We start from the raw sequence: 23,879 nt of genomic DNA, 5'->3' as shown, positions 1-23,879 counted from the left end.
TCTGTGACTGACACGTCTACCGCCCGCACCACCACCGCCGAGAAGCTCGCCGACCTGCGTGCCCGCCTCGACCAGGCGCGCGACCCCGGCAGCGAACGCGCCCGCGCACGGCGTGACGAGGCCGGTCAGACGACCCCGCGTGAGCGTATCAACGCGCTCCTCGACGAAGGCTCCTTCGTCGAGATCGGCGCACTCGCGAAGACCCCGGGCGTGGCGGACGCCGTCTACTCCGACGGCGTGGTCACCGGTTACGGCCGTATCGACGGCCGCCCCGTGTGCATCTACGCGCACGACAAGACCGTGTACGGCGGTTCCGTCGGTGAGACCTTCGGCCGTAAGGTCGTGGAGGTCATGGAGATGGCCATCAAGATCGGCTGCCCGATCATCGGCATCCAGGACTCGGGTGGCGCCCGTATCCAGGATGCGGTGACGTCGCTGGCGATGTACTCGGAGATCTCGCGTCGTCAGCTGCCGCTCTCGGGCCGCAGCCCGCAGATCTCGATCATGCTGGGCAAGTCCGCCGGTGGTGCGGTGTACGCCCCGGTGACCACCGACTTCGTCATCGCCGTCGACGGTCAGACCGAGATGTACGTCACCGGTCCCGCCGTGATCCGTGAGGTCACCGGTGAGGACGTCACCTCCGCCGAGCTGGGTGGCGCCCGTCAGCAGGAGCTCAACGGCAACATCTCGGCGGTGCTCTCCAGCGAGGAGGACGCCTTCGACTTCGTCCGCGATCTGCTGGAGCACCTGCCGCTGACGTGCCACGATCCGGCCCCGGTGTTCGCCGCGCCCTCCGACGAGGAGGTCTCGGACGAGGCGGAGCTCGACAGCTTCATGCCGGACGACTCCAACGCCGGCTACGACATGCTCGAGCTGCTGCCGCTGCTCGGTGACGACGAGGACATCGTCGAGATCCAGCCGAACTACGCCCCGAACCTCATCACCGCGTTCGGGCGTATCGACGGCCGCGCCGTCGGTTTCGTGGCCAACAACCCCATGCACTTCGCGGGCTGCATCGACGCGGACGCCGCCGACAAGGGCGCGCGTTTCATCCGCATCTGCGACGCGTACAACATCCCGCTCGTCTTCGTCGTGGACACCCCGGGCTACCTGCCGGGCGTGGAGCAGGAGAAGGCCGGTCTCATCCACCGTGGCGCGAAGCTGGCCTTCGCCCTCGTGGAGGCGACGGTGCCGAAGATCACGCTCATCGTCCGTAAGGCCTACGGCGGTGCCTACGCCGTCATGGGCTCGAAGAACCTCACCGGTGACATCAACCTCGCGTGGCCGACCGCGCAGATCGCGGTCATGGGTTCCGCGGCCGCCGTGGTCATGATCCAGGGCAAGCAGCTGGAGGCCGCGCCGCCGGAGCAGCGGGAGTACCTGAAGAAGATCTTCATGGACTTCTACGACGAGAACATGACCAGCCCCTACGTGGCCGCCGAGCGCGGCTACCTCGACGCGATGATCCAGCCGCGGGACACCCGTCTGGCGCTGCGCAAGGCGATCCGGCAGATGGAGACGAAGGTCGAGGAGGACCTGCCGAAGAAGCACACCATCATGCCGATGTAGCCGACCGTTTATGTAACGAAATGGTCACTGTGGCACGATATAGCCACTGAAACTGATCGTCATCCATACCTTCTAGGAGAACCTCACCATGCTGAGCACCGCAGTCGACCTCTTCGGCGACCTCGTCAACCTGGTCATCATGATCACCAACCAGCTGACCCACATGCTCTCCAGCGCCGCCGCCTAATCTCCGGCGCACCGCGACCGCCCTGCCCGCCTTTCCGGTGGGCGGGGCGGTCGCGTGCTTTCCGACGTCACCCGGCCTGCAGGCGGCCCGCCCGCAGGCCGTTGACGATGACGACGACCTCGGCGATCTCGTGGATGAGCACGACCGCGGCCAGCCCCAGCACGCCGGTCACGGCCAGCGGCGGGAGCAGGAGGATGATGAGCAGCGACAGGGCGATGTTCTGGTCGATGATCCGGCGGCCGCGACGGGCGTGCCGCAGGGCGCGGGGGATGGCCCGCAGGTCGTCGCCGGTGATCGCCAGGTCGGCGGACTCGACGGCGGCGTCGGAACCGGTGGCGCCGAGGGCGATGCCGATGTCGGCGGTGGCCAGGGCGGGGGCGTCGTTGATGCCGTCGCCGACCATGGCGACCGGGTGGGGGAGGGCCGCCACGGCCGCGGACTTGTCCGCGGGGCGCAGCTCGGCGCGGACGTCCGTGATCCCGGCGTCCGCCGCGAGGGCGTGGGCGGTACGCGCGTTGTCGCCGGTGAGCATGGTGACGCCGAGGGCGTCGGCACGCAGCGTGGAGATCACCTCGGCGGCCTCGGGGCGCAGTTCATCGCGCACGCCGATCGCCCCCCGCACACGGCCCCCGTGCTCCACGAGGACGACGGTCATGCCGGCCTCCTCCAGCGCGGCCACCTGCCCGGCCAGGGAGCCGGCGTCGAGCCAGCGCGGGGAGCCGACGGTGACGGGGACGGAGTCGACAAGCCCGGTGATGCCGTGGCCGGGGGTCTCCCGGACGTCGGTGGCGGCCGCGGGTTCGCCGGCGGCGACGATGGCGGCGGCGAGCGGGTGGGTGCTGTGGGACTCCAGCGCGCCCGCCCAGGCGAGGACCTCCGCGCGGGTGGCGTCGACGGTGAGCACCTCGGTGACGGTCGGCTGGTTGCGGGTGAGCGTGCCGGTCTTGTCCACCGCCACGTGGCGGACCGCGCCGAGCTCCTCGAAGGCGGCGCCGGAGCGGAAGACCACGCCGAAGCGGCTCGCCGCGCCGATCGCGGAGACGACCGTGACGGGCACGGAGATCGCGATCGCGCACGGGGAGGCCGCCACGAGCACGACCAGGGCGCGTTCGATCCACACTGCCGGGTCACCGAGGAGGGAGCCCAGGGCCGCGACCAGCAGCGCCAGGACGAGCACACCCGGGACGAGGGGGCGGGCGATGCGGTCGGCGAGGCGGGCGCGGTCGCCCTTCCTCTCCTGCGCCTCCTGCACGAGGGTGACCACGGTGGTCAGGGAATTGTCGGTGCCGGGGGCGGTCGCCTCGATCTCCAGGACGCCGGAGGAGTTGATCGCGCCGGCCAGCACCCGGTCGCCGGGGCTCACCTCCACTGGGATGGACTCACCCGTGATCGCCGAGGTGTCCACGCTGCTGTGCCCGGCGACGACGACACCGTCGGTGGCCAGCCGCTCACCGGCGGCCAGCCGGAGGCGGTCACCGGGACGCAGCGTCTCGACGCCCACCTCCCGGGCCACGCCACCGACGAGCACGGTGGCGGTCTCGGGGAGGAGGGTGAGCAGGGCGCGCAGACCGTTGCGGGCCCTGTCCATCGCCCGGTCCTCCAGGGCCTCGGCGATGGAGTAGAGGAAGGCCAGGGCGGCGGCCTCCTCGACGTAACCGAGGAGGACGGCACCCACCGCGGAGATGGTCATGAGCAGCCCGATGCCCAGGCGCCGGTGCTGCAGCAGGTTGCGCAGCGCACCGGGCACGAACTGGGAGGCGCCCAGCAGCAGGGAGAGCCAGAAGAGCACCCGGGCGGGCAGGCCGGCGCCGAGCCACTCGAGGAGCAGCCCCAGCAGCAGGGTCAGGCCGGACAGCGCCGGGATGAGCATGGCGCGGTCCCGCCACCAGGGGGTGGGGTCCGCGGGGCGGTCGAGGGTGACCTCCTCCTCGTGGGAGCAGCCGCAGGCGGAGACGGTCTCGGGGGCGCTCATGACGCGCACCCCGCGACCTCGCAGGAGGGGTCCAGGCAGGGGACGGACTCGTCCACCGCGAGGGTGGTGTCCAGCAGCCCGGACAGGGCGTGGGCCAGGTGGGCGTCGGCGATGTCGTAGCGGGTGCGCCGCCCCTCCGGGGTGGCGGTGACGATGCCGCAGCCGCGGAGGCAGGCGAGGTGGTTGGACACGTTGGCGCGGGTGAGCCCCAGGGTGGCGGCGAGGTCGCCGGGGTAGCCGGGGGCGTCGAGAAGCTGGAGGAGGATGCGGGAACGGGTGGCGTCGGCCATGGCGCGGCCGAGCCTGTTCATCACATCCAGACGCGGATCACTGTTCAGCATGCACTGAATTGTACAGCGTCCGCTGAACAGTCAGGCGTGCCGCCTCCGCAGGGTGACACGCGCCACCGCGCGCCAGCCCAGCAGGAGCAGACCGGACATCACCGTCGCGACGATGACGAAGGACCAGTGCGGGATCGCCCCGTTGCGGAAGGACCAGATCCCCAGGCCCACAGCGGCCGTGACCACCCACGCCAGCAGACCCGCCGGGAAGACACGGTGCCCGTCCAGCCGGAACGCCACGATGAGGCCCCAGGAGAGGAACACGCCCAGCAGGAAAGGCCACCACGTGGACAGCCAGCCGGCGAAGTTCAGCGGCATGGCGTCGGTCTGGTGGGCGATGCGCGCCAGAAGGGCGAACACGGCGATGGCGATGACGTCGACGATGAGTGCGGTGGACCTCTTCATGCCCTCCACACTAACCCGTGCCCGCGCGGACCCCCCGACGTGCGTAGTACAGGAAGTACACCACCCAGCCGACCGCCGTGATGAGCGCGAAGGACACCAGCCGGTAGACCACGGCCGCGGCGGTCGCGTCGACCGCCGTCATCCCCGCCGCCACGAGCGTGGCGATGACCGCCGCCTCCACCGTCCCCAACCCGCCCGGGGTCACCTGCGCGGAGCCGGCCAGCTTCGCGGTGGTGTACGCGAGCAGCACCGCCGCCACCGCCGGGACCGAACCGGTCACCGCCCACACGCACAGGAACAGCGTCAGTGCGTCGAGGACCCGGTTGAGCAGTGACCAGCCCGCGACCAGGCTGAAACGCCCCGGGCCCAGGTGCACCGACTCCAGCTGGTGCATGTGCCGGACGGCCGCCTCGACACCCTGGTCCGGGGTTCGGCCCAGCAGCCGGTTGAAGCGAGGGAGCAGCGCGCGGGTCCACCGTTCCAGGGTGTCCGGGTGGTTGGCCGCCCACCACACCGCCCACGACAGCCCCGTCATGAGCGCGAGGGTGAGCAGCAGCGACCACACGTTGACGTCCGCCCCGAGGAAGAACACCCCCGCGACGCCGATGACCACCAGCCACATCGTCGACACCGCCGACGACAGCACGAGGAACCAGCCGCACAGCAGCCGCGACGCACCCCACCCGCGCTGCACCTGGTACGTCAGGACCGCGGAGAACGCCGGACCACCCGGCAGGGACGTGGACCAGGAGTTCGACGCCAGGGTGATGGCGGCGGTGCGGCGGAGGGGGACGGGGGTGCCGCCGGCGTCGAGAAGCAGGCGCATGACCTCCGCCATCGCGAGGATCGACGCGAGGGCGGCGACCACCGCAGCCGCGACCGCCCACGGCGAGGCGTCGCGCAGCAGGCGCACCCCCTCGCCGATGAACGGCATCCGGTCACGGAAGACCAGCGCCAGGACGATGAGCACCACCAGCGGGGCGAGCCACCGCACCCAGCGCCACATGTCAGCCCTCCAGCTTGCGGGGGCCGTTGCGGTCGGCCTCCAGGCGCCTCATCAGCTCCGTGAACGGGATGAGCTCCTCGTCCTCGGCCGTGGTGCGGCCCCCGCGGGCGGCCTCGTCATGGTCGACGACGACGGCGTCGTCCAGCATGAGCTCACCCTCGAGGGGCTCCTCCTGCTTCTCGACGTCCTCCGGTTCCGTCTCCTCCGGCTCAGGGAGGGGCTCAGGCTGGGGTTCCGGCTCGGGTTCCGGCTCAGGCTCGGGGAGGGGCTCGGGCTCCGGTTCCGCTGCGGCCTCCGCGACCTCCGCGGTCTCCGGCTCACTGTGTCCCATCCGGGCGTAGGCCTTCTTGACGAGGCCGGGGGCCCACCAGTTGTCCTCACGCAGCAGGTGCATGACGGCGGGGACGAGCATCATGCGGATGATCGTGGCGTCGATGGCCAGGGCGAAGATCATGCCGAAGGCGATGTACTTCATCATGACGATGTCGGAGAAGCCGAACGCTCCCGCCACGACGATCATGATGAGCGCCGCGGCCGTGATGATGGAGCCGGTCTGCGCCGTGCCGTAGCGGATGGCGTCGTCGGTGGAGCGTCCGCGGTCGCGGGCCTCGACCATGCGGGAGACGAGGAACACCTCGTAGTCCGTCGACAGTCCGTAGACGATCGCCACGATGAGGACCAGCACCGGCGACATCAGCGGACCCGGCGTGAAGTTGAACAGGCCCGCGCCGACACCGTCGACGAACATGGCGGTGAGCACGCCCAGCGTCGCGCCGAGGCCGAGGACGGTCATGATGATCGCCTTCGCCGGCAGGATGAGCGACCCGAAGACCAGCGCCATGAGGATGAACGTGGCCACCACGATGTACAGCGCCATCCACGGCAGCTTGTCCATGAGGGCCTCGATGGACTCGATCTCCATGGCCGGGGTGCCGCCGATGTGGACGTCGACCCCCTCCGGCACGTCGAGGGCACGCAGCTGCTCGACGACGGAGCTGTTGAGGGCACGGTCCTCGATGCCCGCGGAGAGCACCGTCGTGCCGTCGACGGTGCCGTGGTCCGGGGTGAACGGGGAACTCAGGCCCGTCACCTCCCGGGCCTGGACGTAGATGTCGACGAGCTGCTGCTCGGTGGCGCCCGTGACCACCAGCTTGACCGGCTCCGTGCGGAACGCCGGGAACGTCTCGTTGAAGTCGTCCTGGGCGACGCGGACGTCGTTGGACGGCGGGAGGTAGGTCTCGTTGATGCCGCCGAACTTCACGCCCGCCAGCGGCAGGGTGAGCGCGATGAGCAGGCCCGCCACACCGACGGTGACGAGCTTGGCGTGCTTCATCGCCCAACCCGGGACACGGAACCAGACGGTGTCCTCGAGGCGGCGGGCGGTGCGCTCGGTGCGGCGCACGGTCCACTTGTCGATGCGGTGGCCGAGCATGCCGAACAGCGCCGGCAGCACCGTCACGGACAGCAGGGCCGCCAGACCGACCGCGGAGATCGCGCCGTAGGCCACCGACTTGAGGAAGGCCTGCGGGAACACCAGCAGACCGGACAGGGCCACCGCGACCATCGCCGCGGAGAACACCACGGTCTTGCCGGCCGTGGCGGTGGTCGTGCCCACCGCCTCCGGGACGGACGTGCCCTTGTCCAGCTCCTCGCGGAAACGGGAGACCATGAACAGGCCGTAGTCGATGGCCAGGCCCAGGCCCAGCAGCGTCACGACGGACTGCGCGAACACGTTGACCTGCACCACGCCCGCCAGCACGGAGAGCACGCCGAGCGACCCGGCGATGGACAGGACACCCACGATGAGCGGCATGAACGCCGCCACGACGGAACCGAACACGAACAGCAGCAGGACCGCCACCAGCGGCAGGGCGATGACCTCAGCGCGGACGATGTCGCCCGCCATGCCGTCGTCGAGGGAGTCGGCGACGGCGGTGGCGCCGGCGACGCGGACCTCCACGTCCTCCGGCAGGTCCGCGGGCACGAGGGAGTCCTCGATCGCGCGGAAGTCCCGCAGCGTCTGCTCCCCGTCACCCCGCAGGCCGATCGCGGCGAAGGCACGGGTGCCGTCGTCGTTGATCAGCTGCGCGTTGCGGGTGTCGAAGTAGCTGGTGACGTGCGCGATCTCCGCCGGGTGCCGCTCCTTGAGCTCCTCCAGGTGGGAGGCCAGGGCCCCGAACGTCGCCGGGTCGTTGAGGGGGCGTCCCCCGGACGACTCGAAGAGCAGGATGACGTCGCCGGAGTTGTCGCGCCCGAAGGTCTCGAGCTCGATGGCGGCGGCGGTCGTCGAGCTGGAGCCCGGATCGTCCCAGCCCTCCTGGCTCATGCGCTCCTCCAGCTTCAGACCGAAGAGCACGTAGACGGCCAGGATCGCCGCGATGACGACCACGGGAACGAGACGACGGTGGCGGTAGGAGAAATGTCCCCACTTCTCGAACATGCGCCGCCCCCTAGTGGTTGCGACCGGCGAGCAGCGCCGACAGCGGGCGGAAGGGCTGCAGCCAGGCACCCTCGTCGGGCAGCTGGTCGAGACTGATGCGCGGCAGCGGCTCACGGAAGACGCCGGTGATCTCCTCCAGATCGACGAACTCGATCGTGTCGGAGGCCACGGCCCACGAGGCGTGCTCGTGGAAGCCGATGACGGTGACCGGCAGACCCTCGGCGATGAGCTCGTCGATGGTCTCCTTGAAGTTCTGCCCGTCGGCCGAGGCGACGACGAGACCGCGGAGCACGCCCTCCGCGTGACGACGCCGGATGTGCGCCAGCATGTCCGGGTCGACGTCGGAGTCCTCGTCCGTCTTCGGCTTGGCGAACACGGCGAAACCGACGTTACGCAGCGCCTCCACCCAGGGGCGGACGACGTCCGCGCCGCCGGGGGTGACGTTGGTGAAGACGGTGGCCTCGGCCTCGACCCGGCTGCCGGTCTCCTGGGAGAGCCTGTCGGCGCGGGCCAGCAGCCAGCGGCCGATGGCGTCGAAACGCGGGCGGTAGGCGGCGGTCGGACGGCCGCCGAGGATGGCGCCCAGCCCCATGTCGAGGTTGGGGGCGTCCCAGACGAGCAGGAGATTCTCCGGGCCGGGGGCGTCCTGGGCACCGTAGTGGTGGGTGGATTCGTGAAGATCGCTCACGGGGGGCTCTTTTCGGTTCTAAGTAAGAAAATCAGGCGGCCGGAGTACCGGTGCGCTGCCAGAGGAATTCGGTGATGGTGTGGTCCTTGTCCAGACCTTTGCCCTCGAACTTGGTGATGACCTGCCGGTCCACCAGCTGCGGGCACTCCGCCCACGGCCAGCCCTTGAACTCGAGGAGCGGCTCGGCGTCGACGAGCTCGGTGATCCACTCGGCGTAGTCGGCGTGGTCGGTGGCCACGTGGAGCACACCGCCCGGCTTGAGGCGCGTGGCGATGAGGTGCAGCGTGCCCGTCTGGATGATGCGGCGCTTGTGGTGGCGCGCCTTGGGCCACGGGTCCGGGAAGTAGATGCGGACACCGTCGAGGGAACCGGGCTCGATCATGCGGGCCAGGACCTCGACGCCGTCGCCGCGCACCATGCGGATGTTGTCGATGCCGCCGCGCACCACCGCGCCGAGCAGCTTCGCCAGGCCGGGCTTGTACAGCTCGACGGCGATGACGTTGGTGTCCGCCTCGAGCGGGGCCATCGCGGCGGTGGAGGTGCCGGTGCCGGACCCGATCTCGAGGATCGTGCGGGCACAGGTGCGGCCGAACCACTCGTCGACGTCGATACGCTCATCGGCGAGGACGCGGCCGAGGCGCGGCCAGTTCTCCTCCCAGAGCTTCTCCTGGTTGTCGGTGAGGGTGCCGCGGCGGAAACTCACGGCACCGAGGCGCGGGTAGTCGCGGCCGTCGTCGCCGAAATCGGTCTGCAGCGGACGGCCGGCAGGGAGGTCGCCGAGGGGGCGTTCCGCACGGTCGTCGGCGGAGTGGGCGTTATCGGGAAAATCAGAGTTAGACATCCTCGATATTCTCCCCCGGTGATGGTCAAACTTCAATTCTCCGGCGGAGGGGCGTGGCCGTTCCGCCTCCTGTTGCGGCGGCCGCGGGCCCGGGTGATCATGGGCGCGTATCTGCTGAGCGGGGGGGGGAGGGCCGGTGGACACGCCCGACATGTTCATCCGCGCGGCTGACTGGGCGCACGCGCGTGACTTCGGCTGCCCTGCCGGCCTCGCCCTGCGCCGGGTGCTCCTCGAACTGACCGGCCCGCCGCGCCTCGGGGCCTGCACCCTCGACGGCCCGGTGCCGCTGCCCGACTGGCCCGTGCGTGCGGTCACCGTCCGCTGGCCGGTGACCACCACGGCCGTCGACGTCGTCCTGCTTCTCCACCCCGGCCCGCTGCCCGCGGCCGTCCGCGCGCGGCTGGCCGCCGGACCGCAGCACTTCCTCGTCGTGCCCGCGCTCCCCGCGGAGCTCCCCGAGGTCCCGCTTCTCGACGTCCGTACCCGCCTCCTCGCCGGCGAGCTCCACGCCCTGGCTGCCCGCCACCCCTCCGTGGCCCGTGAACTGCTCGCCATCGCGGGACGGCCCGTGGTGGCCGGCACCCGCCCGCGGGTCGCGGTCATCGGACCCGACCCTGGGGACGTGGACCTGCCCGGCATGGAGATCGTCGCGGCGGACCCGCACGTCGACGCCGTCCTCGCCGTCGCCCCCGCGGGCGGCTGGACCACCGCCGACCACCCCACCCTCCGGGACGCCGCCCACCGCGCCGGGCGGCTCGTCTCCACCGCGCCCCTGCCTGCCGACGTCCCCGGCACGGTCGTACGTCCGGGGCAGCCGCCCGTGGACGCCGTCCGCCATGCGCTCACCCTGCCCGCCGCGCTGCCGCCGCCCCGCCCCGGCGCCTGGCTGCGTGCCGCCGAACAGCTGGAACGTCGCCGCCGCCTGCTCATCGACGCCGCCTCCCACGCCGAGCTGCCCGCCCTCGCGCGGCGCCACGGACTGGTCCCCGCCCGACCTCCCGCGATGTGGGAGGTGCTCGCCCAGGCGCTGTTCCTGGCGGCTGCGGCCGCCCTCACGCTCGGGCGCGCCGCGTGGTTCCTCGGACCGGTGCCCGGGCTCCTGGCGGGGACGGTCGCGGGGCTGGTCGCGGGTGGGCTGCGGTGGCGGACGGGGCGTCGGGAAGCACGGCGGGCGTGGCTCCGGCAGGAGACCGCCCGCCTCCTGCGGACCCCACCCGCGGAGGCGACGTGGCTGCGACGGCAACTGGCGAAGGAGACGTAGATGTTCCACGGACTTGAGGGGCTCGACGGGGGCGGGGCACTCCGCCTGGACCTGGGTGGTGAGCACCACCTGCTCGACGGCGACCCCGGTGACTCCGTCACGCTCGCCGACGGAGACGGCACCACGGTGTACGCCGACCTCGACGGCGACGGCGTCATCGACCACATCTCCTCGGTCCACGCCGACGGACGCTATGACATCTGGACTACAGACCCGCACCGCGCGGCCTGGGGTCTGGCGGTCCCGGAACCTGTGAAACCTCAGTCAGAGGGGCCCCTGGCGTGGGGTTTAGCCGGTATGGTCACCCCCGAAAGTGTGGCCTCCAACCAGGGCATTTCCGGGGAAAAGGCACGGTGGCGGCGGATCGACGGCGGATAAACCCGCTGGATATGACCTGTGACCCGTACCTCATGTCCTGTGAGACCGTCACAACCGCGATTTAATGGATACCCTGTATAGAGAGAACTGCCGCAAACGTCAGGAGAACACATGACCACTGCCATCAAGGGCCTCGTCGGCCCCGCACCGACCGATAACGAGAAGCTCCTCACCTGGATCGCCGAGGCAGTGGAGCTGATGCAGCCGGAGAAGGTCGTCTTCGCCGACGGCTCCCAGGAGGAGTGGGACCGCCTCTCCGCCGAGCTCGTGGAGGCAGGCACCTTCATCCGCCTCAACGAGGAGAAGCGCCCGAACAGCTTCCTGGCCCGCTCCAACCCGGACGATGTCGCCCGCGTCGAGTCCCGCACCTTCATCTGCTCCGAGAAGGAGGAGGACGCCGGCCCGACCAACAACTGGGCGGACCCGGTCGAGATGAAGAAGGAGATGACCGAGGTATACCGCGGCTCCATGAAGGGCCGCACCATGTACGTCGTGCCGTTCTGCATGGGCCCGATCACCGACCCGGAGCCGAAGCTCGGTGTCCAGCTCACCGACTCCGCCTACGTCGTCCTCTCCATGCGCATCATGACCCGTATGGGCTCCGAGGCGCTCGAGAAGATCGGCACCGACGGCGATTTCGTCCGCGCACTCCACTCCGTCGGCGCCCCGCTGGAGCCGGGCCAGGAGGACGTCATCTGGCCGTGCAACGACACCAAGTACATCACCCAGTTCCCGGAGACCAAGGAGATCTGGTCCTACGGCTCCGGTTACGGCGGCAACGCCATCCTGGCCAAGAAGTGCTACGCCCTGCGCATCGCCTCCGTCATGGCCAAGGAGGAGGGCTGGATGGCTGAGCACATGCTCATCCTGAAGCTCAACTCCCCGGAGGGCAAGAGCTACCACATCGCGGCAGCTTTCCCGTCCGCCTGCGGCAAGACCAACCTCGCCATGATCACCCCGACCATCGAGGGCTGGACCGCCGAGGTCGTCGGCGACGACATCGCCTGGCTCAAGCTGCGCGAGGACGGCCTCTACGCCGTCAACCCGGAGAACGGCTTCTTCGGCGTCGCACCGGGCACCAACTACGCCTCCAACCCGATCGCCATGGAGACCATGGAGCCGGGCAACACCCTGTTCACCAACGTCGCACTGACCGACGACGGTGACGTCTGGTGGGAGGGCATGGACGGCGAGAAGCCGGAGCACCTCATCGACTGGCTGGGCAACGACTGGACCCCGGAGTCCGGCACCAACGCCGCACACCCGAACTCCCGCTACTGCGTGGCCATCGAGCAGTGCCCGGTCGCCGCACCGGAGTTCAACGACCCGAAGGGCGTCAAGATCGACGCCATCCTCTTCGGTGGCCGTCGTGCCGACACCGTCCCGCTGGTCACCCAGTCCTACGACTGGGAGCACGGCACCTTCATCGGTGCGACCCTGGCCTCCGGCCAGACCGCCGCATCCGCTGAGGCGAAGGTCGGCTCCCTGCGCCACGACCCGATGGCCATGCTGCCGTTCATGGGCTACAACGCCGGTGACTACCTGCAGCACTGGATCGACATGGGCAAGAAGGGCGGCGACCGTATGCCGGCCATCTTCCTGGTCAACTGGTTCCGCCGTGGCGAGGACGGCCGCTTCCTGTGGCCGGGCTTCGGTGACAACTCCCGTGTCCTGAAGTGGATCATTGACCGCATCGAGGGCAAGGTCGACGCCGAGGAGACCGTCGTGGGCCACACCGCCCGCGCCGAGGACCTCGACCTGACCGGCCTGGACACCCCGCTCGAGGACGTCAAGGAGGCCCTGACTGCGCCGGCCGCAGACTGGGAGCGCGACGTCGCCGACAACGAGGAGTACCTGGCATTCCTCGGCCCGCGTGTCCCGAACGAGGTCCACGAGCAGCTGGGCAAGCTCAAGGAGCGCATCGAGGCGAACAAGAACTAGTTCGTCTCCCCTCAGAACTTCCACCCTCCAGGTTGACTCAGTCCCTGGGGGGTGGGATTTTTTCTGCCCCGGTCGCACCGTAAGTCCGAGAGAGGATGTTCGAGAGGAGAGTCCTCTCGAACGTGCGGGACCCCCGCGGGACTCCTCTCGACGATGTGATCTCGACGTCAGGGAAGAGGGGGGAAGGGGAACGCCGTCAGTGCTTCCGCAGCACGACCACCAGGTTCGACACGAGGAACTCCCGCAGCAGCGGCACCCGCACCATCCACCACGCCCACGAGGGGTGGTAGCGGGGGAAGGCCAGGAGCAGGTCGGCACCCTCCACCGCGGAGGCCCAGCGCAGACCGGCGGCGCAGGACACGTTGAACAGCGACTCGCCCCAGACGTTCTTCGGCGGGTGCCCGTGGCGCCTCTCGTAGCGACGCCGCGCGAACTCCCCACCGACGTAGTGCTCCCACAGGCCGGTCTCGTGGCCGCCGAAGGGTCCGAGCCACAGGGTGTAGCTGAGCACCATGAGCCCGCCGGGGCGGGTGACGCGCAGCATCTCGTCGGCCATGGTCCACGGGGCGGGGACGTGCTCGGCGACGTTGGAGGAGTAGACCACGTCGAACCGGCCGGTGCGGAAGGGGAGCGCCTGGCCGTCGCCACGCACGGAGCCGGGGACGCTGATGCCGGCGGCCGCCATCTCGCCGACGTCGGGTTCGACGGGCACGTACCAGGCGCCGCGGTCCGCGAAGGCGGCGGCGAAGTAGCCGGGTCCGCCGCCGACGTCGAGGACGGAGGTGCCGGAGAGGGGGGTGCCGCGGGCGTCGAGAAGCAGGGCCTCGAGCAGCCCGGCGGTGTCCTCGGCGAGGGGGCGGTAGAACAGCTCCGGGCGGGTCTGCTCGTGGCGGATGGCGCGGAGGAGGGACCAGGAGCGGGGGAGCGTCGAGAAGCGGCGGGTGCGGGGGAACACACCTGTAGGCTAGTCGGGACCATGAAGATTCTGCTGTTGTGCTGGCGCGATTCGACCCACCCGCAGGGAGGGGGGTCGGAGCGCTACCTGGAGCGCGTCGGTGAGTATCTGGCGCGGCAGGGCCATGAGGTGGTGTACCGCACGGCCGGGCACACGGATGCGCCACGCCGCAGCCACCGCGACGGGGTGCGGTACTCACGCAGCGGCGGCAAGTTCAGCGTGTACCCGCGGGCGTGGTACGGGATCCTGCTGGGGCGGGCGGGCCTGGGCACGCTGGGGGACATCGACGTCGTGGTGGACACGCAGAACGGCATCCCCTTCTTCGCGCGGCTGGTCGCGGGGGTGCCCACCGTGCTGCTCACCCACCACTGCCATCGTGAGCAGTGGCCGGTCGTGGGCCGCGTGTTGTCGCGGGTGGGGTGGTTCCTGGAGTCGCAGGTCGCGCCGCGCGTGTACCGGGGTGCGCCGTACGTGACGGTGTCGCAGAACTCCCGCGATGAGCTGGTGGGGCTGGGGGTCAGTGCGGAGGACATCACGATCATCGGCAACGGGGTCGACCCGATCCCCGCGAACGTCCCGCAGCTGCGCAGCGCGGAGGGCACGACCTATCTGGTGACCCTCAGCCGCCTGGTGCCGCACAAGCAGCTGGAGCACGCCATCGACGTCGTCGCGGCGCTGCGGGACCGGGAGCTGGTGCTCGACGTCATCGGTTCCGGCTGGTGGGCCGATGAGCTGCACGAGCACGCCCGGAAGCGGGGCGTGGCGGACCGGGTCGTCTTCCACGGCCAGGTCACCGAGGACTACAAGCACGCCCTGCTGGCCCGCGCCGCCGTCCACCTCATGCCCTCCCGGAAGGAGGGGTGGGGGCTGGCCGTCATGGAGGCGGCGCAGCATGAGGTGCCCACGGTCGGGTACCGCTCGGCCGGTGGCCTGCGGGACTCCATCGTCGACGGCGTCACCGGCCTGCTGGCGGACACGCCCTCCGCGCTGACGGTGCTCACGACCCGCCTGCTTGACGACGCCGCCCTCGCCCACCGCCTCGGCAGCGCCGCCCGGGAGCGAGCGGCGGGCTACTCCTGGGAGCTCACGGGTGCGCGTTTCGAGGAGCTGCTGCACGGCCTCGTCGGAGACGCAGACCGGCCACCAGCAGGGGGACCGTCAACCACACCGCCAGCAGGCTGAGCCCGAGGGCGCGGGACCGCGGCGGGGCGGTGGTCTCGGTGATCTGACCGTCGTCGACGACCACGCCGACCCCCAGCTCCGCGAGGCGTCCGAGGTCGTGGTCCTCCCAGGCGGACATCGCGGCGGTCCACCGCGGGGAGGGCGGGTCGACCAGCACCCCGTCGACGACGAGGGCCCCGGACTCCACCGTCGACAGCACCTTGGTGAGGGGCTCGACGATGACCGTGCCGTCGGGGCGGAGGGTGAGCGGGGTGCCGTCGACGAGCAGGACGTCGCGCCCGGCCGCACGCTCCACGAGGGCCTCGTCGACGGGGATCTCCTGCGGGGCCAGCGGGGCGAGCGCGCGCGGGGCGTCGGGGACCTGCAGCAGGGCGAGGGCGAGGAGGAGGCCCGTCCAGCGGTGGAACGACGCCGCCGCGGCCACCCACGCGGGCACCGCCAGGAGGGTGAGCTTGCTGGCGTCGCGCAGCAGACCGGCGCCGGGCAGGGAGGTCAGCGCGGCCGTCCAGAGGGTGGGGAGCAGAACGGGCAGCAGCGCCCCGCCGAGCCCCACGCCGGCGAGCACGAGCAGCGGCACCGGGACGTGCCGGACTCGGGTGAGCAGCAGTATGAAGAGGACGACCCCGACCAGGGCGAAGCCGAGGGTGCGGGACTGGGGGACGGCGTCGGCGTTCCAGATGCCGCCCAGCCCCAGCACCGAGACCACCGCGCCGGCGGACCCGCCGGGCCAGCCCTCGGCGCGCGGGGCGAATGCCGCGACGGAGGCCGCGCCGGTCTCCCCGCCGGCGAGCAGCAGCCCCGGGACCAGCCAGGGCAGGCAGCAGACGAGGCCGAGCAGGGCGGTCGGCAGGTGGCGGCCCCGGGCGGTGGCCAGGGCCGTGAACAGGGCGAACAGCCCGCCGGTGGGGGTGAGGCAGGCGGCCCACACCGCCCCCCACTGCAGGTACGTGCGTCCGGTGAGACCGGCGGCGGCGATGAGCGGCAGCAGCCACGCGGCGATGACGAGTGACCAGTGGCCCTGCAGCAGCCGCTCCACCACGGCGGGGTTCCACAGGGTGAGGGTGACGGCGGCGAGGGTCGCCACCTGCCCGGCCTGCCGGGTGCGGGCCAGCAGCACCGCGCCCCAGGCCCCGGCGACCGCGGCGCCGAGGAGCATCAGACGCGCGACCCACGAGGCGGGCAGCACGGTGCCCGCCAGGGCGAGGAACCCGTCCTGCGGGGCGTTGCGGGCCGGGAGGTCCCCCGTGCCCAGCGCCCCGACGGACAGGGCGGGGGAGTCGGGAACGAGCATGTCGCGCAGCGCCAGTTCCCCGGGCAGGGCCAGCGGCCACAGGAGGGCGACGATCAGCAGCCCCGCCCACAGGGGGGACCACCGGATCCGTGTCACGGGCGTCCCCGGCGTTCACGCAGCAGCAGCACGACGCCGGCCAGCGCCACCACCAGCGCGAGGGCCTTGGTGAGTACGGCGAAGACCTGCAGGACCCGCAGCTTCTGCACGGTCCCCTGCGCACGGTCGTGCACGCGGGCGAGTGTCTCGTCGTCCCAGTCGAGGGTGGAGTGGTAGATCGTGTGGTCCGGGTCGAGGTCGAAGGCGCGGGCCTCCGCCGTGGCGGCGTCCGGGGCGAAGTAGACGTGCGGTTCGAGGTGGAGGTCGACGATGGTACCGGACTGCGGCTCCACCCACACGGTGCGGCGGATGGCGAACCAGGGGGTGCCGACACCGCTCGCGGCGAGCTCGTCGAGGACGGCCTGCTCGTCGTCGCGCATCTCGAGGAGGGAGGACATCTGCCCGCTCAGGTCGAGGGCAGTCTCGGTGAGGTGGAACTCGTAGGTGTCCAGTCCGTTTCGTTCGGTCTCCCCGACGAAGTCGAGCCACAGGGGGCGGCGGGCGGTGGTGTCGTACCAGGCGTAGGACTGGCGGGAGGTGGGCATGGGGAAGAAGTACTGGAGCCCCTCGCGCACGAAGTCCTCCTCGCCGACTCCGCTGCGCCTCTCGGGCATGGAGTGCCGCAGGTGGCTCACCGGGTCGGAGACCGGGTAGCTGGAGCGGCGGTCGAGGCGGACGGAGTCGTGGATCTCGCTGGCGACCCGGCCGGAGATCTGCACCTGCGTGATGGCGTCCACGTTGACCTCGCCCTTCTTGGGGGCGCTGCTGGTGGTCAGGGTGAGGGTGTGCTGCGACTCCCGGACGACCAGGAAGCAGGAGGGCGGCATCTCGGTGAGGGGCACGTCGCGGCACTCGGGGCGGTGCTGGTTGTCCCGCGGCGGGCTGCCGTCGGCGGTGGGGACGCCGTGCACCATGGTGGCGGCGGGGCGGGTGCGGAACTCCTCCGTCATGCCGATCTCGATCGGCCGCATCTGCCCGATGATGAAGGGCGGGACCACCCCGGCGACGACGAACAGCAGCAGCGCGAGCAGCAGCAGCCGGATCGGGGTTCGTCGCAGAAAGGCCTCGGACACGGGCCCACCCTCTTCGTTTAAGATCACCGGCAGACACCCATCGACGTGAGGTCTGGTGGTGGTGGTGGACAAAATGGGAGGTGAACCGGTGTCCGGCTCGCCTGTTCCCCGTACATACTACAAACCGCGGCACCTGCCGGGGCTGGAAGGGCTGCGTGCGGTGGCGGCCCTCGGTGTGATTCTCACCCACGTCGCCTTCCAGACGGGCGTCGACCCGCGTTCGCCGTGGGGGTCGCTGCTCGCCCGCTTCGACTTCTTCGTCCCCGTGTTCTTCGCCCTGTCGGCGTTCCTGCTGTGGCGGGGGCACCACTCCGACAGGAGCTTGCCGACGATCACCCGGTACCTCCTCAACCGCGCCGGGCGTATCCTCCCCGCCTACCTGGGCTGCGTGGTGGCGGTGATCCTGCTGCTGCCGGAGGCGTCGACCATGTCGGGGGAGCAGGTCGTGGCGAACCTCACGCTCACGCAGGTGTACTTCGTGGACGGCCTGGCCCCGGGGCTCACGCACCTGTGGTCGCTGAGCGTCGAGGTGGCCTTCTACCTGGCCCTGCCGCTGCTGGCCCTGACCGTCGGACGGCTGCCCCGGAGTGGCCGCATCGGCGTGGTCCTGGGCCTGGCGGTGCTGTCCCTGGGCTGGGCCTTCCTGCCCTGGGTGGCGGCCGGCCCGGACGCGGCGGCGGGCATCCCGAACCGGCAGATCTGGCCGCCGGCGTATGCGGCGTGGTTCGCGGTGGGGCTGCTCGCCGCAGAGGTGGAGGGGCGCGTCCCCGGCTGGTTCCGCCGGGCGCTGGGAGCGCGCTGGGTCTGGTGGTGGGTGGCCCTGGCGGCGGCGTGGATCGCGGGCCAGGAGTGGTTCGGGCCGGTGGGTCTGACGCACCCGGAGCCGGAGGAGTTCGCCCGTCGCGTGGTGGCGGGGACGGTCTTCGCCTTCGCGGTCGTCGTCCCCGAGGCCCTCGACCCCGGCGCGCGGGGTGGCCGGTGGCTGGTCACGCCGCTCATGCAGGCGCTGGGGCGCTGGTCCTACTCGATCTTCCTGTGGCACGTGGCGATGCTCTCGCTGGCGTTCCCGCTCCTGGGCATCGAGTGGTTCTCCGGTGGTTTCTGGCCCGTGCTGCTGGTCACGCTCGGGTTGACGCTGCCGGTGGCGGCCGCGAGCTACGTCTTCCTCGAGGAACCGGGCAAGAGGCTGGTGAGGGCGGCGACGAGCAGGAGCGCCAGGGCGGTGGAGTCGCCGGCGTAGTCGGCCACCGGCCACGGCCCGCGCGCGAGCCACGCCCCGGCCACGCCGACGAGGCTGAACGCGAGCAGCCCCGCCGGGATGACCGTGATCCGGCGGACCACCAGGGTGGCGGCGGCGGCGAGCAGACCCGGCCAGCCCGCAACGAGGAGCGCCGTGGCCGCACCGAGGAGCACGAGGCTCCGCGACGCCTCCTCCTCCCGGGGCGGCTCCTCCCGGCGGCGGGTGAAAACCAGGACGGCCCCCGCCGCCAGCACCGTGAGCAGGGCGAGCGCCCCGCCGCCGAGGAGCAGCCCCCGGTAGAGGCCGTCGGCCGCGAACGAGAGGGTGACGGTGCCGGCCGCGCCCGCCGGGATGAGGAAGGCCTGGGTGGCGGCGTCGACGGTGCGGGGTTCCAGGGGCACGCCGTCGAGGGTGGCCTCCAGGCCCGGGTTCGCGGCGCGGCCGGTGACGAGGAGGCGGTCGGTGGGCGCGGCGGAGAGGCGCGGCCCGGTGGGTTCCCAGGCGGGGGAGGGGTCGAAGCCCTCCTCGGTGAGGGTGACCCAGGCGGCGTCGGTACGCAGCGTGTGGGGTCCGGGGGCGAGCTCGACGAGGTCGCCGGGGGCGTGTTCGGTGTCGTCGAGGGTGACGGGCCCGGGGGCGTCGAGAAGCAGCGTCAGCGGGCGGGGGGCGGTGAACGCACGGATGAGCGTGCCGGTGTCGGTGGTGAGCCGCTGGAAGAGGAACTGCCGCACGTCCGGGGACGTGTCGGGCACGGTGACGATCCTCCCGAGCGGGTGACCGGCGACCGTCACCTCCGCCAGGCCGACCGGTTCCGTCAGCGTGACGCGCAGGCTCTCGTGCGTGCCGGGGAGGGTGACGGTGACGGGCTCCGTGCCGAGGTCGACCTCGGTGCCGTTGACGTCGACGACCGTCTCCCCGGTGGCGTGGAGGGTGACCTCGGGGTCCTGCATCACCTGCTCCGGGGTGAGCTCCAGCCACTGCCCCTCCGCGGGGCCCGGGCTCGGCCACCAGGCGGTGTCGGGGTGGCCGTCGACGGCCGCCGTGGGCGAGCGCGCCGGGTCCGCCCCGCCGAAACTGGTGGCGTCGGAGGCGGAGGAACTGGCCGTGACCTGCCCGCCGTGCTCCGCCACGCGGGTGCGGGGACCGGCGGAGGGGTAGTCGGGGACGGCGTTGCGCACGTCCGCGCCCTCACTGAGGCCGGCCAGGGGAGCGGAGACCGCGCCCGCGAGCGTGCCGTAGTTGCGTACCGCCAGCACCGGGGTGTCGGTGACGATCTCCGCGTCCCCGTCGACGAGCACCCGGGGGCCGGGACCGTGGAGCATGTCGAGCACGGCGAGCACCTCGCCGCCCCCGGCCACCCGGACCGGCTGCTGCTCGGTGAGGGTCCAGTCGGCGTGCGGGTCGAGGATGAGCACCTCGACCCCGCCGAAGCGGTGCAGCGTGGTGCCGGTGGCCTGCGCGAGGGGCCGCAGGTTCAGCCCCCCGTCCTCCTCGGCGCCGTCGAGGTCCTTCCGGTTGAGCAGGGCGCCGATGCCGAGGCGGCGCAGCGACTCCGCGCCGGCGACCGGGTCGTGGTGGAGCACGGCCATCACCCCGTCGAGCCCGCGGATCGCCTCGGGCGGGACGAGGGGGACGGCGTCGCGGACGGCCCAGGGGACGTCGAGAAGCGGCTGCGCGGGTTCGTCACGGGTCCAGCCCCAGGTCTGCCGCGCGAACGACGTCTCCGGGACGATGAGCGTGCGCGTGCCCGCGGCCTCGCGGTTGAGCAGGTTCGCGGCCTCCTGCCAGTAGCCGGGCACGTGTTCCCACGTGCCACGCGGCAGCAGCCGGCCCGACCAGGCGGGGGCCAGGGCGGCGACGCCCACGACGAGGACCAGCACGGCCGCCGCTTCCCGACGCCCCGGGTGCAGCGTCCGCGGCACCGGCAGCCGCGTGCCCAGCCCAGCCACGCCGATGAGCAGGGGGATGCGCACCAGGGGGTCGAACTTGTGGAGGTTGCGGAAGGGGGCGAGGGGGCCGTCGAGAAGCGCGAGCCACTGGGGGCCGAGCGGGCCGTGCGCCGCGCCGAGGACGGTGACGCCCACGAGCAGCATGCCGACCCACAGGCCGCGGTGCGGGGTGCTGCGCAGGGTGAGACCCCACAGGCCGAGCGCCGCCACGGCGGTGGTGAGCAGCACGAAGGTCGGGGAGCTGACCAGCAGGAACCCGGCCTCCCGCTCGGTGTCGACGAAGGGCGCCCAGCTCGTCGTGCCGCGGAGGATCTCGATGAGGTTGAGCCAGCGGGTGGTGACGAAACCCGACTCGATGTAGTCGGTGAACGGCGGCGCGTAGCGGCCCAGGATGAACAGCGGCCCCAGCCACCAGAGGCTGACGGCGGCGCAGCCGGCGAGCCAGCCGAGGAGGGTGGGCAGCGCGTGGGTGTCACGCCGCAGCAGCCGCCACACCAGCACCAGACCCGCGGGCAGGCAGGCGGCCAGCGTGGCGGTGGCGTTGACCGCCCCCATGAGCGCCACCGGGATGACCGCCGCGGCGACCGCGCGCAGGCCGAGACGGCCGAGGAAGGGCAGGATCACCCACGGCGCGAGCATGACCGGCCACGTCTCCGAGGAGATCGCGGTGAGCGTGGTCAGCGTGCGCGGGGAGAGCGCGAAGAGGAACGCGGCCAGCACCCGGAACGGCGGCGTGCCGGTGTTCGTGCGGCGCAGGAGCAGCAGGAACCCGGAGTAGCCCACGCCCAGGACCAGCCACCACCACAGGCGCTGGGCCAGCCAGTCGGGCAACGGCTCCGTGAGCAGGAAGAACGCCCCGTGGGGAAAGAGGTACCCGTAGGCCTGGTTCTGCAGCTGGCCCAGCGGGAACGTGTCCGTCCACGCGTGCGTGGCCTGGGCGAGGAAACCGGCGGGGTCGGCCGTGAGGTCGTGCTTGGTGTCGACGGCGACCCGGCCGGGTGCCTGCAGGAGGCTGACCAGTCCGAGGACGACCCAGCCGAGGAGGTGCATGGGCGGCTAGCCGCGGGTGCCGTACTCCGGGCCACCGAGCAGGGCCTCGTCGGCGGGCACGGCGTTGCCCTGCGGGACGGTGTCCTGCCCCGAGAAGGAGGCGACACCGATCACCGAGACCACGCCGAGGGCGACGCCGACGACCGCACTGGCGATCACCGAGCTCACCGAGCGGCGGTCAACGGATCCGGAAGAGTAGGACATGGGTGATCATCCTACTCCCCGGACTCCGGCGGAACAACGAGGACGGGAATCCCCGCATGGTGCAGCACGCCCTCCGACGTGGACGACTGCCACAGCGACCGCCACCCGCTCACCCCCCGCGAACCGGTGACGATGACGTCCGGACCGAGCTCCTCGGCGGCCTCGCAGATCGCCGACCACACCGTGGTGGACGCCTCCACCAGGTGCGCCCGCGCCGTCAGCCCCAGGGACTGGGCGAGCGCCACACCCTCGTGGCAGGTGTCCTGGGCCTGCAGGTAGGCGGGGTCGTCCTGCTCGGCGTCGGTCACCCACTCCGCCTGGTGGTGGCCGGACATGCCCACCGCGCGGGCCGCCGTGCGGTGCACCGGCTCCCAGGCCGTGAGGATCTCCACCTCCCGGATGGCCAGCAGACGCGCCGCGTGGGTGAGGGCGCGCCGGGCCTCACGGGACCCGTCGAAGGCGATGAGCATGGTGGAAGGCTGCGACACGGTGGATCACGTTCCTGGGGTCTGGGGCGGGTGGTCCGGTATGTCAGTCTATCGACGCCGCGGGCACCCTGTTAGGGTGCGTCTCGTGAGGTCCCTCCGTTATATGTACACGTCTGCCGGCCTGCTCGCCGGACTCCTGTCCCTGGGGCTCGTCGGCTGCACCGGGACGACGCCGGACCCGGTCCCCGCCGGGAGTGCTTCGGCGACCACCGCAGCTTCCTCCCCGGCGACGAGCACGGGGACGAGCTCGGGGACGTCGACAAGCGTCGCGCCCACCCCGGAGGACGTCGCGCGTGACCGCGTGCCGGAGGAGCAGCGTGCGAAGGCCGCGTCGCTCATGGTCGTCGGCGTGGACAACTACGACGACGCGCTGTGGAAGCTGCAGCAGGGCGTCGGCGGCATCTTCATCACCAGCTGGGCGAACCCCGAACTGCTGACCACGCCGGGCCGCAACATCGTGGCCCTGCGGGAGGCCGTCGGCCGGCCCTTCTCCGTGTCCATCGACTACGAGGGCGGACGCGTCCAGCGGCACGAGCACGTCATCGGCTCCTGGCTCTCGCCGCGGCAGATGGCCACGCAGATGACCCCGCAGGAGGTGGAGAGGTACGCCACCGACCTGGGCAACGTCCTGCGCTGGCACGGCGTGACTGTCGACTTCGCGCCGGTGCTCGACGTCGACGCGCACGGCCTGGAGGTCGTCGGCGACCGTTCCTTCTCCACCGACCCGGTGCAGGCCGGCGAGTACGGGGCGGCGTTCGCGCGGGGCCTGGCCGCCGCCCGCATCACCCCCGTGTTCAAGCACTTCCCCGGCCACGGCCAGGCCAGCGGCGACACCCACCACCAGCTGGCGGTCACCCCGCCGCTGGAGCAGGTGCTGGCGCATGACCTGCCTCCCTACGCGACGGCCCTGCCGCAGGTCGACGGCGCGGTGATGGTCGGGCACATGGTCGTCCCCGGCCTCGGCGACGGGCGCACGCCCTCGAGCCTCGATCCGGCGGTCTACCGGCTGCTGCGCAGCGGCGACTACCCGGGCGGGCGGCCCTTCGACGGGTTGACCTACACCGACGACCTCACCGGCATGCGCGCGATCACCGACAGCCACACGCTCCCGCAGGCCGTGGTCGCGGCGGTCCGGGCGGGCGTCGACCAGCCGCTCTTCTCCTCCGGCGGGGCCCTGGTCGCGGCCATCGACGCCCTCGACGAGGCCGTCACGCGCGGGGAGATCCCCACGGAGCGTCTCGACGAGGCCGCCTACCGCGTCCAGCTTCAGCTCCTGCGCACCGGTGCGTGAATGACCGGTCGGTAGGCCGCCGAAAGTAGGC

20 protein-coding genes are annotated in these 23,879 nt (G+C 71.7%); 7 read left to right on the top strand and 13 right to left on the bottom strand.

Annotated elements, in window-relative coordinates; genetic code table 11:
* Positions 1-3: 3 nt before the first annotated feature.
* Positions 4-1,569, top strand: coding sequence for an acyl-CoA carboxylase subunit beta (locus B842_RS12220; protein WP_040086939.1), 1,566 nt, complete (start codon positions 4-6; stop codon positions 1,567-1,569).
* Positions 1,570-1,823: 254 nt separating this feature from the next.
* On the opposite strand, the gene B842_RS12215 is transcribed toward B842_RS12220, so the two are convergent.
* The 7 genes from B842_RS12215 to trmB are packed head-to-tail and all read right to left on the bottom strand — an operon-like array spanning position 1,824 to position 9,449.
* Positions 1,824-3,728 (bottom strand): heavy metal translocating P-type ATPase, encoded by a 1,905-nt coding sequence (locus B842_RS12215; protein WP_040087727.1) that lies wholly within the window; start codon positions 3,726-3,728, stop codon positions 1,824-1,826.
* Positions 3,725-4,069, bottom strand: a complete 345-nt coding sequence (gene cmtR / locus B842_RS12210; RefSeq protein ID WP_040086937.1) for a Cd(II)/Pb(II)-sensing metalloregulatory transcriptional regulator CmtR — start codon at positions 4,067-4,069, stop codon at positions 3,725-3,727. Before cmtR ends, B842_RS12215 begins: the two co-directional genes overlap by 4 nt.
* Before the next feature lie 30 nt (positions 4,070-4,099).
* Positions 4,100-4,474 (bottom strand): DUF3054 domain-containing protein, encoded by a 375-nt coding sequence (locus B842_RS12205; RefSeq protein WP_040086936.1) that lies wholly within the window; start codon positions 4,472-4,474, stop codon positions 4,100-4,102.
* A gap of 10 nt (positions 4,475-4,484) precedes the next feature.
* Positions 4,485-5,480, bottom strand: a complete 996-nt coding sequence (locus B842_RS12200; RefSeq protein ID WP_040086935.1) for a lysylphosphatidylglycerol synthase transmembrane domain-containing protein — start codon at positions 5,478-5,480, stop codon at positions 4,485-4,487.
* A gap of 1 nt (position 5,481) precedes the next feature.
* The gene (locus B842_RS12195) at positions 5,482-7,920 is read right to left on the bottom strand and encodes an MMPL family transporter (RefSeq protein ID WP_040086934.1); all 2,439 of its coding nucleotides are present in this window, start codon (positions 7,918-7,920) and stop codon (positions 5,482-5,484) included.
* 10 nt (positions 7,921-7,930) lie between these two features.
* Entirely contained in the window at positions 7,931-8,608 is a 678-nt protein-coding gene (locus B842_RS12190) for an NYN domain-containing protein (RefSeq protein WP_040086933.1), read from the bottom strand.
* Positions 8,609-8,639: 31 nt separating this feature from the next.
* Entirely contained in the window at positions 8,640-9,449 is an 810-nt protein-coding gene (gene trmB, locus B842_RS12185; RefSeq protein ID WP_052437939.1) for a tRNA (guanosine(46)-N7)-methyltransferase TrmB, read from the bottom strand.
* Between the two features lie 136 nt (positions 9,450-9,585).
* On the opposite strand from trmB, the gene B842_RS13310 reads away from it, so the two are divergent.
* From B842_RS13310 to B842_RS12170, 3 genes are all read left to right on the top strand, one after another.
* A complete protein-coding gene (locus B842_RS13310; protein WP_052437938.1) occupies positions 9,586-10,710 on the top strand; it encodes a hypothetical protein in 1,125 nt (374 codons plus the stop codon).
* Entirely contained in the window at positions 10,711-11,088 is a 378-nt protein-coding gene (locus tag B842_RS13305; protein WP_052437937.1) for a DUF6802 family protein, read from the top strand.
* Positions 11,089-11,199: 111 nt separating this feature from the next.
* A complete protein-coding gene (locus tag B842_RS12170) occupies positions 11,200-13,029 on the top strand; it encodes a phosphoenolpyruvate carboxykinase (GTP) (protein ID WP_040086929.1) in 1,830 nt (609 codons plus the stop codon).
* 196 nt (positions 13,030-13,225) lie between these two features.
* Here B842_RS12170 and B842_RS12165 read toward each other — a convergent pair whose 3' ends face one another.
* Complete coding sequence (locus B842_RS12165) at positions 13,226-13,984, bottom strand: class I SAM-dependent methyltransferase (protein ID WP_040086928.1); 759 nt, start codon at positions 13,982-13,984, stop codon at positions 13,226-13,228.
* A 21-nt stretch (positions 13,985-14,005) separates the two neighbouring features.
* Between B842_RS12165 and B842_RS12160 the strand changes: the two genes are divergently transcribed.
* Positions 14,006-15,166 (top strand): glycosyltransferase family 4 protein, encoded by a 1,161-nt coding sequence (locus tag B842_RS12160; RefSeq protein WP_052437936.1) that lies wholly within the window; start codon positions 14,006-14,008, stop codon positions 15,164-15,166.
* Here the strand turns inward: B842_RS12160 and B842_RS12155 are convergent.
* Both B842_RS12155 and B842_RS12150 read right to left on the bottom strand, forming a co-directional pair.
* Positions 15,069-16,553: an MmpA family trehalose lipid delivery protein gene (locus B842_RS12155; protein WP_040086926.1), complete on the bottom strand. Its 1,485-nt coding sequence runs from the start codon at positions 16,551-16,553 to the stop codon at positions 15,069-15,071. The two genes, B842_RS12160 and B842_RS12155, sit on opposite strands and share 98 nt — an antisense overlap.
* A complete protein-coding gene (locus tag B842_RS12150; RefSeq protein WP_040086924.1) occupies positions 16,550-17,626 on the bottom strand; it encodes a porin PorA family protein in 1,077 nt (358 codons plus the stop codon). The genes B842_RS12155 and B842_RS12150 overlap by 4 nt, the downstream gene beginning before the upstream one ends.
* A 73-nt stretch (positions 17,627-17,699) precedes the next feature.
* Between B842_RS12150 and B842_RS12145 the strand changes: the two genes are divergently transcribed.
* A complete protein-coding gene (locus B842_RS12145) occupies positions 17,700-18,866 on the top strand; it encodes an acyltransferase family protein (RefSeq protein ID WP_052438020.1) in 1,167 nt (388 codons plus the stop codon).
* Here B842_RS12145 and B842_RS12140 read toward each other — a convergent pair.
* The 3 genes from B842_RS12140 to B842_RS12130 are packed head-to-tail and all read right to left on the bottom strand — an operon-like array spanning position 18,782 to position 22,539.
* Positions 18,782-21,865 carry an alpha-(1->3)-arabinofuranosyltransferase domain-containing protein gene (locus tag B842_RS12140; RefSeq protein WP_040086923.1) on the bottom strand — a complete coding sequence of 1,028 codons (3,084 nt, stop codon included), beginning with the start codon at positions 21,863-21,865 and terminating at the stop codon, positions 18,782-18,784. The two genes, B842_RS12145 and B842_RS12140, sit on opposite strands and share 85 nt — an antisense overlap.
* Before the next feature lie 6 nt (positions 21,866-21,871).
* Positions 21,872-22,069 (bottom strand): DUF2613 domain-containing protein, encoded by a 198-nt coding sequence (locus B842_RS12135; RefSeq protein ID WP_040086921.1) that lies wholly within the window; start codon positions 22,067-22,069, stop codon positions 21,872-21,874.
* A gap of 11 nt (positions 22,070-22,080) precedes the next feature.
* Positions 22,081-22,539 (bottom strand): universal stress protein, encoded by a 459-nt coding sequence (locus B842_RS12130; RefSeq protein ID WP_040086919.1) that lies wholly within the window; start codon positions 22,537-22,539, stop codon positions 22,081-22,083.
* Between the two features lie 121 nt (positions 22,540-22,660).
* Here B842_RS12130 and B842_RS12125 point away from each other — a divergent pair, with 121 nt between their 5' ends.
* Positions 22,661-23,848, top strand: coding sequence for a glycoside hydrolase family 3 N-terminal domain-containing protein (locus tag B842_RS12125; RefSeq protein ID WP_052437935.1), 1,188 nt, complete (start codon positions 22,661-22,663; stop codon positions 23,846-23,848).
* Positions 23,849-23,879: the final 31 nt, after the last annotated feature.

The sequence above is a fragment of the Corynebacterium humireducens NBRC 106098 = DSM 45392 genome, assembly GCF_000819445.1.
GTDB lineage: Bacteria > Actinomycetota > Actinomycetes > Mycobacteriales > Mycobacteriaceae > Corynebacterium > Corynebacterium humireducens.
The sequence above is the reverse complement of the archived record's forward strand: the minus strand, read 5'-3'. Positions and strand labels throughout refer to the sequence as shown.